Raw genomic sequence first — 14,791 nt, 5'->3', positions numbered from 1 at the left:
CAGATCCTTATAGTTCAATGCCAGGGCTCAACGTCGCAGGAAGAACGGTGTTATCGCCTTCCATTGATGCCATAGGGTAAGCGCAGTAATCTGCTGCGTAGAACGCACTTGGACGAAGGTTGCCAGAAGCGCCCGGACCACCAAATGGCGCATCACCGCTCGCACCTGTGAGCTGACGGTTACGGTTTACAATGCCTGCTCGAATGTGGTCTGTGAAATACTGCCACTCCTCATCGCGCTCTGAAATAAGACCTGCCGACAGACCAAATCGAGTGTCGTTAGCAAGTTCAACAGCTTGCTCTAGGGTCTCGTAGCGCACCAGTTGCAGTAGCGGCCCAAAGTACTCCTCATCTGGAAGCTCCGCGATATCTGTCGCATCTAGCAGTGCTGGGGTTACAAACGCCGCATTCAAGCGTTTTGCTTCGACTAAGCTCTTACCGCCTAGCTTCACCAGTTCAGCTTGCGCAGCAATAATATGGTCTGCGGCCTGCTCTGAGATCTGCGGTCCCATAAATGGTGCAGGCTCTGCAAACGGCTCATCAATGCGGATCTTATTAATGGCTGACACTAAGCTTTCTACTAATTGATCACCTTTTTCACCAAATGGCACATAAAGGCGTCGTGCGCAGGTACAACGCTGTCCAGCACTGATGTAGGCTGATTGCAAAATGGTGTACACCGCTGCATCCACATCACCAAACGCTTCACTGACAACAAGTGGGTTGTTACCGCCCATCTCAAGCGCCAGCATCTTACCAGGTTGACCCGCAAATTGACGATGAAGAATATGACCTGTGTTAGCACTACCCGTAAACAGCACACCATCGATGCCCTTTGAATCAGCAAGAGCAATACCGGTTTCTTTTCCACCTTGAACCAGGTTAATGACACCTGCAGGCAATCCCACCTCTTCCCAAATCTTCATCGCGATTTCACCCACCAGTGGTGTTTGCTCTGAAGGCTTAAAGACTACCGTGTTCCCTGCCAATAAGGCCGGTACGATATGACCATTCGGTAGGTGACCAGGGAAGTTATAAGGGCCAAACACTGCCATAACACCAAGGGGCCTGTGACGGAGGACAATTTGGTTTCCAGCAGCTTCGCGTTGGCTCTCACCAGTACGTTGGTGGTAGGCACGAATCGAAATGGCAATCTTACCAGCCATTGCACCCGCTTCAGTGCGCGTTTCCCATAGCGGCTTGCCGGTTTCTTTGGCAATCGCAATGGCGATTTCTTCACTACGCTCTTTAACCTTGTCGGCAAACGCCAGCACAATAGCCTCACGCTCAGCGAACGGTCTTTTTTCCACTCAACAAACGCTTTACGAGCAGAAGATACCGCCTGCTCTACCTGCTCAGGTGTCGCCGATTGACCTTCCCAGATGATGTTATTGTCGTATGGCGACAGTGACTGAAACGCATCACCGAGACCTGCCACCCAGTTACCCGAGATCCATTGAGTTTGTTGAGACATAGTGAAATTCCTTTGGTCTTTGAAATGTGGCCGCTGTGAGCGGCCATCTTATGCTTATTGCGGTTTGTCTTATTGCTGATCTAGTAACGCGCTAGCTCGTTTATTGCGCCAACATGCGAACCATGTCGCCCTCAGCAACATTAAGTGCATCGGCCGCTTCAGGAGAAAGCAATACGGTGCCAGATTCCGCATCAAACGCGGCTTTAGCTGCAGTTGCGCGGAAATGCTCAAATGAGGTGTTAGCAATCAGATAGTCTTGCGAGCTGGTATGCTCAGAAACCGATACTTTGGCACGGAATGAATCGCGCACCGCTTGGATATTGCGAAGGTCACATTCCACGGTTGGACCCGCATCGAAAATGTCGACATAGTTGCGACAGGTAAAACCTTCGTTCTCAAGCAGTTTCAACGCTGGACGCGTGTTCTCATGCACCTGACCGATAACCTCTTGAGCCTCTTTGCTCAGTAGGTTGATGTAAATCGGTAGTTTTGGCATTAAATCGGCAATAAAGCCTTTCTTACCAATACCAGTGAGATAGTCGGCTAAGGTAAAGTCGATAGAGAAGAAGTGTTCTTGAAGCCACTTCCAAAACGGAGAGTTGCCTTCTGCATCCGACACACCACGCATCTCAGCAAAAATAGTCTTTGAGAAACGTTCTGGGTGCTCTGCCATCATCAAGAAGCGGCATTTAGACATCAGGCGACCATTCAAACCACCACGAAATTCTGGACGCAAGAACAAGGTACAGATCTCGCTGCAGCCCGTGTAGTTATTACCAAACGTCAGTAGCTTCACCACGTTATTCACGTTCAGCTTCGGTGATGAGTGCACCACTGTACTGATGTGATAAGAGTAGAAAGGAACATCCCAACCAATCGCACCTTCAATACCCGTTGTCCCTGCGACTTCGCCGGTTTCAGTATCGAAACCAACCATCAGGTAGCCTTCGTCGGTAGGCGACGTGACACCTTGCTTAGCAAAGCTGTATTCAGAGTGGGTAATTCGGTTTGTCAGTAGCTCTTCATTAACGGGAAGAGAAGTAAAACCGTGACCTGATTCTACGGCGCAAGTATGCAGTGCATCGTAATCAGATATAGAGATAGGACGAACAACAAGCATCAATAATCCCTCCTGACGCAGACTCTCTCGGAACATCCAAATCCGAGAGAGCATCAAATAGCCGTTTTCTCGGCTGTCTGCTTAAACTAGTGTGCCAATGGCCTTGTCTAGCTTAGCTAATCCTTCTTCAACTTCTTGCTTAGTGATAACCAGTGATGGCGTGAAACGCACCACGTTGGCACCGGCGACCAGCACCATCAAGCCTTGTTGACCTGCAGCCACCAGAACATCACGAGCGCGACCTTGCCACTCTTCGTTAAGCGCAGCGCCAAGTAGCAAGCCTTTACCACGGATCTCACCAAAGATGCCGTATTTGGCATTAATCTTCTCAAGACCTTCACGGAACCATGCCTCACGCTCCGCAACACCTTCAAGTACATCTTTACGAGACACTACATCAACGACCGCTTCTGCTACCGCACATGCTAGCGGGTTACCACCATAGGTCGAACCGTGAGTTCCGACCTTCATGTGGGCTGCCAGCTTCTCTGTTGTTAGCATGGCACCGATAGGGAAACCGCCACCTAATGATTTAGCCGTGCTTAGAATGTCAGGCGTAATACCAAGACCTTGGTAAGCGTAGAAGTGACCAGTACGACCGTTACCTGTTTGCACTTCATCAAAGATAAGCAGCGCATTGTACTTATCACAAAGCTCACGAACAGCCTGAACAAATTCAGGTTGCGGAGAAACAATACCGCCCTCACCTTGTAGCGGCTCCATCATGACCGCACAGGTTTTATCCGACATTTGCGCTTCAAGCGCAGCGATATCGTTGTAAGGAATGTGTGTCACGTCACCAGGCTTAGGACCAAAGCCATCAGAGTAGGCTGCTTGACCGCCCACCGTTACCGTAAAGAAGGTACGGCCGTGGAAGCCTTGGTTAAAGGCGATGATTTCTGACTTTTCAGCACCATGTACATCCGCAGCCCAGCGACGAGCAAGCTTAAGCGCTGCCTCGTTTGCTTCTGCACCAGAGTTAGCAAAGAACACACGTTCAGCAAAGCTCACTTCGGTGAGTTTCTTCGCAAGACGCAGCGCTGGCTCATTGGTCATTACGTTACTTAGGTGCCAAATTTTGTTGGCTTGCTCAGTCACGGCGTTGACCATAGCAGGGTGGCAATGACCCAGACAGCTCACCGCAATACCACCAGCAAAATCGATATACTCGTTACCTTGCTGATCCCAAACACGTGCACCCTCGCCCTTAACTGGAATCATCTCCATCGGGTTATAACAAGGTACCATTACCTCATCGAACCACTCACGAGTTACCGCTTTTTCCGTTGTCATAACACATTCCTTCTTATTACTGCGTGTGGGTGAAAAGAGGTTTGCCTTCAACAAGGCGGCTTTAGGGGAACCTTCTCTTTCCATCGGCGACAGAACATTTTCTATCGACTTTCCACAGATGCAGCATTGTATTTACATTTATTTAACCATAGCAATAGTGAAAAAATCTTTTTAGGCGCACTTTGCGCCGGATTCAATATCGCCTTATGAGTATTTATGCATCATAAATGAATTTGAATGAAGTGTTTTTTGACGAAGAGGCGAAGAAACTGCTCAGGTAAGGTGTTCACTCGCTTCACATCAGTAAAAGCGAATAAACTTGCAAAGCCATAAGTTAAACTTATGAGGGATAAGAAAACAAAAAAGAGTGATCTAGATCGACTATTTCTGCAACAGAAAGTTACGCAAAAGCTCGTGCCCTTGCTCAGTCTTGATGGATTCTGGGTGGAATTGTACTGCGTGGATGTTGAGGCTCCTATGACGATACCCCATGATTTCGTCGAACTCACCATTCTCAAGCTCGGTCCAAGCGGTCACTTCAAAGCAATCAGGTAGACTGTCACGATCAACAATGAGCGAGTGGTAACGCGTCACGGTGAGGGGATTGTTGAGTCCTGAGAACACACTCTGATCCGTGTGTCGAATCGGCGATGTCTTACCGTGCATGACTTGTCTTGCACGTACCACCTCGCCACCAAACACCTGTGCAATCGCCTGATGACCTAAGCAGACGCCAAGCAGTGGTAATTTGCCAGCAAAGTGTTTGATCACCTCAAGCGAGATCCCTGCTTCATTGGGCGTGCAAGGGCCGGGGGAAATCACCAAGTGGGTAGGGTTTAATGCCTCAATACCTGCAATATCAATCTCATCATTGCGTACCACTTTCACCTCAGCGCCCAGTTCAGAGAAGTACTGAAACAGGTTAAAGGTAAAGGAGTCGTAGTTATCGATGATGAGTAGCATAGCGCTCGCGGTCACATTGAGTTTGCAAAAAATAAGGCGGTATTTTGCAACATGGTGGCAGAAAGGCAAGAAAAAATCGGTAGAAAACCGCGGCGAGACCTAAGGTCCCACCGCGTATGCGTTAGATTTGATTAGAATGCGTTAGCGACTTAGCTGTCGACGACGCCATCCCATAAGACCAAGCACAGACAGAGCAAAGACCCCAACGGAGCCGCCATTTATATTGAGATCAATGACAGCTGGATCATGATCTGACGAGCGGTAATGATCTTGATGCTTAGGCAGATCACCTTTGTACTCATCGTTATAATCAAACAAGGTCGATTCCGCCGCATTGATGTGCCATTCGGTCGCATCAACCACGCGCTTTGATAAACTAGGGCTAATAAGAATATGGTCTAGCGCACCTACTTCATCATTGTAAGAATAGCTCCAACCGTCAGGGTGCATCTCACCCAGCACGTTGATAAAGCCATAGCTATGGTCGATAACAGCCCCTTGGTCACCAAACTGCTCATCTTCTCCAATGAAGGTATTGCGAGCAGCGCGAATGACTTTGCCATATTGCTCAGCCGTATAGTCTGTCAGTACCAGCATTGGGTCTTCTTTGCCGTAGGCATTGAAATCACCTAACACCACCTTATGCCCCTTAATTTGAGCAAGCGCATCACCCAATGCCACTGCTGCCGCTACGCGAAATGCCTCACATGAGCCTTGCTGATCGATGTCTTGACCACCTTGCCCACCCTCAGACTCGGGAGCCGCATCTTCCCAACATTTGGAGCCTTTTGACTTAAAGTGATTCACTGCCACGGTCAGCTTCTCTTTGCCCCCCTTCACCTTGAAGGTTGGTGCTAGGGTATTACGCTGATAGTTCTTACCATCTTCGATCACTTTGCCATCATCATCCAACACCTCTGGGGCGACTTGGCGCGGCATCTCTATCACATTGACCTGTTTGAGTTTTACCTTGCTTGGACGATAGATAACACCCGTAGTGATCGCATCGGTACCCACTGCATCTAAGGCATCAATTACACCATCTTGGTTACTGTCGACAGGCACAAACTCGTAGCGCTGTTTGCGATTATCCACTCGCGAGTTCAGCTCATTCACCAACTGAGCGATAGCACCGTTATCGCCAAAACCATTGTTCTCAATTTCCATCAACCCAATGATGTCGGCATCTAAACGCAGCAGAGCTTGTAAGATTTTCTCTTGCTGTACCTCGAACTCACCTAGATTGCTCGCCCCGCGATTACTGCCAAAACGGTTCTCGTCGCCGCCAAATGGTGAAGTGAAATAGTTGAGTACATTAAAGGTTGCAACGCGCAGATCTTTTTTATTCCAAGGTTGCTCAGCGAGGTTAGGCTGTTCAGTACGCGGCGTATTACGAACAAAATTATCCTTAGAGATGGTGCTGGTCACGTACAAGCGATAGTCGCCATAGCTGTAGCCAATCACACCTTCGATACCAAATAGGGTATCGTTGATGCGAATGTAGTCCTCAGTGCTGCCATCTTGGTCCACATCGCTGCGACCAAACTCTGGGTAGTAAGGTACCACGCCATTGGCGGCTGGCGTCGGTGACTCGACGAATAAACGGCGTAGTGAGTTATCTTCACTCTGCGCCTTAGCCTCATCCGATCCAGCCGCGTATTTTTGGTTCGGATGCAGATTCACCCTCTCGTGGGCCAGCACCATGTTATTGCGACGAGCAGAATAGTCATAGCCAAAGGTGCGGCTGACGCGCATATCGAGAGCTTGCGGCAGATTCACCAACATTCCCTCGTAGCGCTCAAGGGTTTGTTCAAAGTTCTCATCGGATGCCAACACCTCAACCTGTGTCGCTACAGGCGCTGTCTGCTCACCCTGTTTTACCCAATCTTGATCATTGAGTTTTAGCTGTGTTTGACCATAAAACTCTTGGATTTGCCCGCGAACACACACCACATCTCCAGCCGCAAGACTTGGATTAGACTGGGTGTAAACATACAACCCATTTGATGTCAGCGGGTTATGATCATCTTCTAGAGCCTGCAAATAGAAGCCTTGGTTAATGCCCGTACTGACTGCGGATACCACGCCTTGAACAAAGAACTGCTCGTCCGTGATATAAGGGTAGCCATTGATGTATGGCGAGCGACTCCCCTCTCCTTGAATCGCCTGAATCGCGGTAAATACCGGGTCATGACCATTATCTAGACACTGAAAGGCTTGCGGAGGCTCAAGAGCTTCGAGCTCCCCCAGTCCGGTAAGGTCATCTTTTGCTAACGTTGCCCATTGCTGCGCAATGTAGACACTCGATGGCTGATAGGCATTTTGGTAGCGAACTAGGGTTTTATCTTTGCCGAAGGTCTCGCCCATCGCGCCAACCATGTCCAGCACTTGCCCATTGCTATCCAACAGAGCAATAGGGTCATCGCCATTAAAGTTCAGCGCTTGATGAGTTGTTGCAACCGACGTTAGCGCCAGCACTGCCTCATCAGCCTTGGAGTTTGCAAACACCAATACCGAATGCGCGGGAATGGTGTAACTCGATAGGTCGAGCGAGTCCCAAGAGCCGTTACCATTCGGTGACTTTGCCAGTTGATAGTCAGTCAAAGTGACATCACTGTCACCTGAGTTCGCTATCTCAACGGCTTTGTTATAGCCACCACCTTCAACATACTGAGAAATAAAAATTTCGGCGTGCGCCCCAGCCGCTAATGCGGATGAGACAGCTAACGCCAACCACTGCTTTTTGTTTGTGCGTGTCATCATTCACCTCGAATTGAATGGCAATCTGTCCGTTGCCATGATTGCACTTTGTTGTATATAAGCTTGCTATTTTCGAGACGAGTGTTGTCATTTTTATTGCAAATGAATAATGAACATTCAGTTAACTGAGATATCGATCAAATTTAAAGTACCAAGTTTGCCACCTGTGCCAAACTATCAACAGGATAAGTAAATACGCACAAAAAAAGCCCCTTGGCGAACCAAGGGGCTTTAAATTCAATGATTTAATTATCAATAGTTAAGTGCGTTACACCTATGGACGAGCGACAAAACCCACCGCTTTGTACGCTTTCGCTAGCATCTCTGCCGCGCGAGCAGATGCCTTCTCTGCGCCTTGGCGCATCACTTCATCCATGTAGGCACGATCTTCACGAATACGACGATACTCAGACTGAATTGGCTCAAGCATAGCGACGAGTGCTTCACCGACATCTTTCTTAAATGGACCGTACATTTCAACGCCTGCGTATTGCGCTTCAATCTCTTCAAACGTTTTACCGGTTGCTGCTGAGTACAGACCCATTAGGTTAGAGATACCCGCTTTGTTATCCCAATCGTGGGCAATGCGTGGCGGCGTCTCAGTATCTGTTTGTGCCTTGTTGATCTTCTTAAGAATCGACTTTGGCTCTTCTAGCAGTGTGATCACGTTTTTACGGTTGTCGTCCGACTTAGACATCTTCTTAGTCGCATCTTGCAGGCTCATTACACGCGCATTCACCGTTGGAATGTACGGCTCTGGCACTTCAAAGATTGGCGATTCAGGGCTGTAGATGTTGTTAAAACGAGTCGCGATGTCACGCGCTAGCTCTAGGTGCTGCTTCTGGTCACTGCCTACAGGCACTTGATGCGCACCGTATAGCAGGATATCCGCAGCCATTAGAACTGGGTAATCGTATAGACCGACGTTCACATCGTTCGCATAACGCTGAGATTTGTCTTTAAACTGAGTCATACGATTCAGTTCACCCATTTGGGTGTAGCAGTTAAGAAGCCAACCAAGTTGAGCATGCTCTGGTACGTGTGACTGAACAAATAGCGTGCTCTTCTTTGGATCAACACCAACCGCAAGACAGATTGCTAGTGCGTCTAGAGTTGCTTCATGCAGCGCTTTCGGATCTTGGCGAACCGTGATGGCATGAAGGTCAACAACGCAGTACTGGCAGTCATAGTCGTCTTGCATTTGTTGCCATTGACGTAGAGCACCCAAGTAGTTACCGATACTTAGTTCACCTGACGGCTGAACACCACTTAATACAATGGGTTTGCTCATGATTATGATTCCTTTGACTTCTTGACGAGATAATTTAGGAGAATGAAAAACCGCGTTATTCTAACGCGGTTTTAGCAGTGTACTCATTGGCGAGTATTTTGCCAGTGTTTTATAGCTAAGTGTTTATGGCGCAGAGACCCAAAGACACTGGCTTCACGGCATGTTAAGGAAGTTAAGCGTCGATACCGACCGCTTTTAGCACGTCCGACACAATGTCAGCGACAAAATCAGGCTTGGCATTGGCAATTGGCTCACCGTGATTGTAACCATAGGTCAAACCAAACGCGTGACAACCCGCGTTGCGTGCCGCAAGGATGTCATTCTTTGAATCGCCAACCATCAGTACTTGGTCGGCAGAGACTTGTTCTTGCTCCATTAGCCAATGCAGAGCAATCGGATCAGGTTTGCGCTTCTCAAACGCGTCGCCACCCAACACATGCTTAAAGTATTTATCCAGCTTGTGCTGCTCGAGTAGTTCTGGAACAAACTTTGATGGTTTGTTGGTTAGCAGAGCGACAGTGATACCGTTTGCAACCAAGGTATCCAGCGTTTGGTGCACTGCTGGGTATAGGTGGCTAAGTTTGTGACCACTCGCTTTATAGAAATCATCGAACAGAACACGTGCTTTCGCGAGTAGTTCTGGAGACAAGCTTGAGTCAACCTCAATGCTTTGGCTCAGCGAACGACCAATCAAGATGTCAGCGCCATTGCCAACATAGTCACGAACTTGCTCTTCTGTTACCGCCGGGTAACCAAGCTCTTGAACCGCTTGGTCAGCCGCTAGGGCAAGGTCAGGCACGCTGTCGAGAAGCGTACCATCGAGATCGAATACAACGAGTTTAATTGTGCTCATCATGACTGCCCGTTACTTGCTTTCTACTTTCGCAAGTTCAGCTCGCATCTCGTCAATCACCTCTTTGTAATCAGGACGATTGAAGATAGCGCTACCCGCAACAAACATGTCTGCACCTGCTTCAGCGATTTCGCGGATGTTATCCACCTTAACGCCACCATCAATCTCTAGACGAATGTTACGACCTGATGCATCGATACGCTTACGAACTTCACGCAGCTTATCTAGCGTTGATGGGATGAATGACTGACCGCCAAAGCCTGGGTTTACTGACATCAGTAGAATCAGGTCTACCTTGTCCATAATGTAATCTAGGCAAGAAAGCGGCGTTGCAGGGTTTAATACCACACCCGCCTGACAGCCGTGCTCTTTGATGAGCTGAAGCGTACGGTCAACGTGCTCAGACGCTTCGACGTGGAAAGTGATCATGCTTGCGCCTGCTTTCGCGAAGTCAGGTACGATGTTGTCGACTGGTTTCACCATCAGGTGAACGTCGATAGGAGCCGTGATGCCGTAGTCGCGCAGCGCTTTACAGATTGGCGCGCCGAACGTTAGGTTAGGCACATAGTGATTATCCATCACATCGAAGTGAACGACGTCAGCACCCGCAGCGAGTACTTTTTCGACATCCTCACCCAGACGAGCAAAGTCTGCAGAGAGAATGGATGGAGCAATAAGAAAATCTTTCATACCTAACCTCAGTGAAATGGATTGCAAGCGTGCGCAATTCTACCGAAGCGGTTGATTAAATCCTAGCCCCTAACGAGGAGTTATTGATCTCGCGGCTCAAATAACGCCAATAATTCATCGACTTTATTGCGCCCGGCACCATTACGACTAATGGTACGTTTCACTTTGACCACATTGAGTTGAGCACCATGATACAAGCGTCGCGTTAATGTCGTATCATGATTGGAGATCAGCACTGGAATGCCACGGTCAAATGCCGCGTGCTCCGCCACATCCGCCAGCGCAGCTTGGTCATCTAAGGTAAAACCATTACCTGCGTAAGAGGTAAAGTTGGCCGTATTAGAGAGCGGTGCGTACGGTGGATCGCAGTAAATCACGCTGCCTTTACGAGCGCGTTTAAAGGTCTCATGGTAACCCTCGCACACAAAGGTCGCTTTCTTCGCTTTCTCCGCAAAAAACTCCATCTCCTTTTCTGGGAAGTATGGCTTTTTGTAAGAACCAAACGGTACGTTAAAGCCACCCTTTTTGTTGTAACGACACAAGCCGTTAAACCCAAAGCGGTTCATGTACAGGAATGCCACCGAGCGAAACATAACATCGTCGGTTTGATTAAACTGAGCGCGAATATCGAGATAGACTTCTTTACGATTGTGCTCTGGAGTGAACAGACGTTTTGCCTCAGCAATGTATTGGTCTGGCTGCGTCTTAAGCAGGTTGTAAAGATTGATAAGATCGGGGTTAATATCGGCGAGCAGGTATTGCTCATAATCCGTATTCAGAAAAACAGAGCCTGCACCAACGAAGGGTTCTACCAACTTTCTAGCGTCTGGCAGATGCTTTTCAATGTCTTCAACCAAGCCATATTTTCCACCAGCCCACTTAAGAAAGGCACGTTGCTTCTTCATTACTTGCTCTATTTACTGCCACCCCAAAAATTAAGGCTGGGGAATATATCATAATTCAAATTGTTATGTTGACCTTTCTGGTAGAAAGGTCAACAGCGCTTGGTGTAAATGTTGACTGAATCGCCGTTAACTCGCTCACACGCGACTAGGTCGAAGCTTATTCAGCCCAGCGTTCAATTTCTCGTTTCACTTGGCTCATCGCTTTTGGCCAAGGACCCAGAGACTTAATCTCACTAGGCAGATTATCTGCCGCATCTCGAGCCGATTGAATGCTTGGGAAGTTATCGTAGGTAACGATATACCACTTTTCCTCACCGCGCAGCGTCGGGTAGACACGAATTGGCTTATCGAAGGTGTGCTGGTTTAGGAACAGCTGCAAGTCTTCCATCTCGGTCATTGCCGCGATTTGCAGCGTGTAACTATTCGATGGCAGTGCATTGAGCTGGTCTCTCGCAAAAGAGAAGGTAATTGGCGTTTGCAGCGCTTCGGTCTCTTCTATCTCGACCACAGTCTCTTCTGGTGGCGTTTGTGGTGAGCGAGTCGCTTGCTGAGCGCTAGAGCTGGCACTATCCACCGCTTGTTGTATTTCCGTGGCTTTCTCAGCAGCAATGTCCGTTTTATCCTCAAGCAGGGCATCAACGACATCGGAGGTAATAACAACACGCTCACCTGACTCCTCTTCGCCCACACTCGCGGTTTCTGACGTTACTGTCGGAGGCAGTGCCAACGAATCATCCGTTGCTGTTAGATCATCAGGCATCTCTCGATTGGCCTTTTCTGCTTGCTCGAGCGTCGCCGCATCTTGTGGCTGATCTAGGGTCGGGATGACCGTTTGCTCGCTCGATGCTGGCTCTAGCGGCTCAACACTTGGTTTTGGTGACTGCAGGAGCCAACGGTAGCCCAAAAACAGCAGTAACAGAATCACTGCGATTGTGGCTGCAATCTTAGCCGGCGAACCGACTAAAGAACGAATAATCACTTTCTTTTCCACCTTGTGCTCTCCTAGCGCCAAAATCTCTCCGGGAAGTGGTCTGGTATTAGTAAACGCGCTTTTGGTTCTTTTTTCAACGCTTTCATCAAGATAGCGAAGCACTAAACTGTCAAAAAACTGCTCTGCTTCCGCGTCCGACAGCTCATCCACATCCAGCTCAACGGGCTTCGCTTCCATACCATGGCTTAGCCGGGAAAGCTTGCTCGACACGGAGTCACTAGCGGTAAACAGTACAATACTAATATTTTGCTTCGGGGTGTGCTGGGCCGCGGTGAACAACAACCACAGTTCAGCCAGCAGTGCTTGCGAGGCGTGATGGGCATTATCTACCACAATCACGATGTTACAGGACTCGCCCTCTAAAATACGCTCGACACTGTCGTTGAGAGAATCTGTTGTGCTGTACATCGATTGAGGAAACAACTGCCTTAAGATGTTGCCGCGATTCACCTCGTCTTCTTGATTCGCAAGACAGGTGACCAGCGATTGGTTTTTGTCGTGCGACCACGCTTCCAAGAAGCGATGTGCCAACCACGTTTTACCGGCTCCGGCTTCTCCTTTGACGACAACAAAGTTCGATGCAAACTGAGTTAACAGCTGCATTCGCTCAAGTAATTGTGTCTGCGAGTCGAGTTCAAGCACTCGCAATTCGTAGGACAAACTCATTCGTTTCCTATTTACACCCATCCAAACTAAAAAAGGCCCCACAATGGAGCCTCTTCTCATATAAGCGTCATCAGCCTAACTAAGGCTTAATGAGACGACATTACTGTCGACACAAATCGATTGCTTGCTTGATCAAGTCACTTGGTACGTCAGAGACGACCTGAGCGGTACCGATAGACGTTGGCAACACCAAACGAAGCTTGCCTGAAAGCACCTTCTTATCGCGCATCATGTGCTTCATAAAATCATCGAAGCTCATTGATTCTGGTGTGTGCACCGGCAACTTGGCACGCTCAAGCAGACTAATGATACGAGTTACCTGCTCTGGTGTAATATCACCAAGCAGCTGTGCAGTATGCGCCGCCATTGCCGTACCTGAAGAGACCGCTTCTCCATGTAACCATTTACCATACCCTAGTTCTGCTTCAATCGCATGACCAAATGTATGACCTAGATTCAATAACGCACGAATACCAGACTCTTTCTCGTCTTGCGCAACCACTTCAGCTTTGATCTGACAGCAGCGTGCAATCGCGTAGGTCAGTGCTTGCTGATCGAGTTCATACAGCTTGTCGAGATTCTCTTCAAGCCATTCAAAGAAAGACGGATCGTAGATGATGCCGTACTTGATAACCTCTGCAATGCCAGCAGCGAACTCTCGCTCTGGAAGGGTTTTCAAACACTCGATATCGATAATGACAGATTGAGGCTGATAAAAAGCACCAATCATGTTCTTGCCCAGCTCATGGTTGACTGCAGTCTTGCCACCCACTGACGAGTCGACTTGAGACAACAGAGTCGTTGGGATCTGAATAAAATCAACACCGCGCTGATAACAAGCGGCAGAGAAGCCGACTAGGTCACCAATCACGCCGCCACCAAGAGCAACGACCACCACGTCACGACCATAGTTGCCGGAAAGCAAATGGGTCATCACGGTGTTGAAGGTGTCTAACGATTTATATTGCTCACCATCCGGCAATTCTAGCAGTGAGGTCTTACACCCTTTGCTATCAAGCGGTTCAAGAATGGTTTGAGCATATAGAGGGGAAACTGTGGTGTTGGTAATCACCACCACCGATTTTCCGTCTGGAATTTGGGCAAATTGAGCCGAGTCTTTGAATAACCCGGCACCAATTGAAATTGGGTAGCTGCGCTCACCAAGATCGACCGTAATCCGTTCCATGGTTTGCTCTCCTAATAAAAAAGGTTTGATTAACCTTCTTCTAGCATTTTTACGATTTGGTTGGCTACCACTTTTGCACTTTGATCGTCAGTACGAACAACATAGTCCGCCACTTCTTTGTATAGATCATTGCGCTCGTCCGCTAGGTTCTCTAGTACTTCGCGTGGGTTATCCGTTTGAAGTAGTGGACGTTTTTTGTCGCGGTTTGTGCGAGCTAGTTGTTTTTCGATAGTAGTCTCTAGATAAACAACGATACCGCGAGCAGACAGACGGTTACGGTTGTCTTTGCTCTTTACAGAACCACCACCAGTAGCAAGTACAATACCTTGCTGCTCGGTTAGATCATTAATAACGGTTTCTTCGCGTTTACGGAAACCTTCCTCGCCTTCAACGTCAAACACCCATGCGATGTCTGCGCCTGTGCGCTCTTCAATTACGGTATCAGAATCAACAAACTCCATATGAAGTTGTTGAGCTAGGTGTCTACCGATTGTACTTTTGCCGGCACCCATAGGGCCAACAAGAAAAATATTACGTTTCTCAGCCATGTTCAGCATTAATTTACAACGTTAATTCAATGACATCGCCACAAGAAAAGAC

11 protein-coding genes and 1 pseudogene are annotated in these 14,791 nt (G+C 48.4%); all 12 read right to left on the bottom strand.

The window, feature by feature from the left end; genetic code table 11:
• Nucleotides 1-7: 7 nt before the first annotated feature.
• Nucleotides 8-1,473, bottom strand: a pseudogene (gene astD, locus AC6I8U_RS01500) (succinylglutamate-semialdehyde dehydrogenase).
• Nucleotides 1,474-1,573: 100 nt separating this feature from the next.
• Complete coding sequence (gene astA, locus AC6I8U_RS01495; protein ID WP_446568985.1) at nucleotides 1,574-2,593, bottom strand: arginine N-succinyltransferase; 1,020 nt, start codon at nucleotides 2,591-2,593, stop codon at nucleotides 1,574-1,576.
• An 81-nt stretch (nucleotides 2,594-2,674) separates the two neighbouring features.
• Nucleotides 2,675-3,886, bottom strand: a complete 1,212-nt coding sequence (locus tag AC6I8U_RS01490) for an aspartate aminotransferase family protein (protein ID WP_498017571.1) — start codon at nucleotides 3,884-3,886, stop codon at nucleotides 2,675-2,677.
• Nucleotides 3,887-4,267: 381 nt separating this feature from the next.
• Nucleotides 4,268-4,849: an aminodeoxychorismate/anthranilate synthase component II gene (locus AC6I8U_RS01485; RefSeq protein WP_498017570.1), complete on the bottom strand. Its 582-nt coding sequence runs from the start codon at nucleotides 4,847-4,849 to the stop codon at nucleotides 4,268-4,270.
• Nucleotides 4,850-4,990: 141 nt separating this feature from the next.
• Entirely contained in the window at nucleotides 4,991-7,609 is a 2,619-nt protein-coding gene (locus AC6I8U_RS01480; protein WP_498018298.1) for an ExeM/NucH family extracellular endonuclease, read from the bottom strand.
• A 274-nt stretch (nucleotides 7,610-7,883) separates the two neighbouring features.
• Nucleotides 7,884-8,900: a tryptophan--tRNA ligase gene (trpS, locus tag AC6I8U_RS01475; protein WP_128648092.1), complete on the bottom strand. Its 1,017-nt coding sequence runs from the start codon at nucleotides 8,898-8,900 to the stop codon at nucleotides 7,884-7,886.
• A 172-nt stretch (nucleotides 8,901-9,072) separates the two neighbouring features.
• The gene (locus AC6I8U_RS01470; protein WP_128648105.1) at nucleotides 9,073-9,753 is read right to left on the bottom strand and encodes a phosphoglycolate phosphatase; all 681 of its coding nucleotides are present in this window, start codon (nucleotides 9,751-9,753) and stop codon (nucleotides 9,073-9,075) included.
• 12 nt (nucleotides 9,754-9,765) lie between these two features.
• On the bottom strand, nucleotides 9,766-10,443 hold the full coding sequence (rpe, locus tag AC6I8U_RS01465; protein ID WP_042477203.1) for a ribulose-phosphate 3-epimerase: 678 nt from the start codon (nucleotides 10,441-10,443) through the stop codon (nucleotides 9,766-9,768).
• Between the two features lie 80 nt (nucleotides 10,444-10,523).
• A complete protein-coding gene (locus tag AC6I8U_RS01460; RefSeq protein ID WP_498017569.1) occupies nucleotides 10,524-11,348 on the bottom strand; it encodes a Dam family site-specific DNA-(adenine-N6)-methyltransferase in 825 nt (274 codons plus the stop codon).
• A gap of 157 nt (nucleotides 11,349-11,505) precedes the next feature.
• Nucleotides 11,506-13,005 (bottom strand): SPOR domain-containing protein, encoded by a 1,500-nt coding sequence (locus tag AC6I8U_RS01455; protein ID WP_498017568.1) that lies wholly within the window; start codon nucleotides 13,003-13,005, stop codon nucleotides 11,506-11,508.
• A 100-nt stretch (nucleotides 13,006-13,105) separates the two neighbouring features.
• Nucleotides 13,106-14,191, bottom strand: coding sequence for a 3-dehydroquinate synthase (aroB, locus tag AC6I8U_RS01450; protein WP_498017567.1), 1,086 nt, complete (start codon nucleotides 14,189-14,191; stop codon nucleotides 13,106-13,108).
• A 29-nt stretch (nucleotides 14,192-14,220) separates the two neighbouring features.
• A complete protein-coding gene (gene aroK, locus AC6I8U_RS01445; RefSeq protein WP_042477283.1) occupies nucleotides 14,221-14,739 on the bottom strand; it encodes a shikimate kinase AroK in 519 nt (172 codons plus the stop codon).
• Nucleotides 14,740-14,791 lie beyond the last annotated feature (52 nt).

This window comes from Vibrio sp. KUL80 (genome assembly GCF_059725495.1).
The sequence above is the reverse complement of the archived record's forward strand: the minus strand, read 5'-3'. Positions and strand labels throughout refer to the sequence as shown.

Excerpts from the sequence above, each read along its gene's own strand:
- astA (WP_446568985.1), bottom strand. The coding sequence starts at position 2,593 with ATGCTTGTTGTTCGTCCTATCTCTATATCTGATTACGATGCACTGCAT.
- AC6I8U_RS01490 (WP_498017571.1), bottom strand. The coding sequence starts at position 3,886 with ATGACAACGGAAAAAGCGGTAACTCGTGAGTGGTTCGATGAGGTAATG.
- AC6I8U_RS01485 (WP_498017570.1), bottom strand. The coding sequence starts at position 4,849 with ATGCTACTCATCATCGATAACTACGACTCCTTTACCTTTAACCTGTTT.
- AC6I8U_RS01480 (WP_498018298.1), bottom strand. The coding sequence starts at position 7,609 with ATGACACGCACAAACAAAAAGCAGTGGTTGGCGTTAGCTGTCTCATCC.
- trpS (WP_128648092.1), bottom strand. The coding sequence starts at position 8,900 with ATGAGCAAACCCATTGTATTAAGTGGTGTTCAGCCGTCAGGTGAACTA.
- AC6I8U_RS01470 (WP_128648105.1), bottom strand. The coding sequence starts at position 9,753 with ATGAGCACAATTAAACTCGTTGTATTCGATCTCGATGGTACGCTTCTC.
- rpe (WP_042477203.1), bottom strand. The coding sequence starts at position 10,443 with ATGAAAGATTTTCTTATTGCTCCATCCATTCTCTCTGCAGACTTTGCT.
- AC6I8U_RS01460 (WP_498017569.1), bottom strand. The coding sequence starts at position 11,348 with ATGAAGAAGCAACGTGCCTTTCTTAAGTGGGCTGGTGGAAAATATGGC.
- AC6I8U_RS01455 (WP_498017568.1), bottom strand. The coding sequence starts at position 13,005 with ATGAGTTTGTCCTACGAATTGCGAGTGCTTGAACTCGACTCGCAGACA.
- aroB (WP_498017567.1), bottom strand. The coding sequence starts at position 14,191 with ATGGAACGGATTACGGTCGATCTTGGTGAGCGCAGCTACCCAATTTCA.
- aroK (WP_042477283.1), bottom strand. The coding sequence starts at position 14,739 with ATGGCTGAGAAACGTAATATTTTTCTTGTTGGCCCTATGGGTGCCGGC.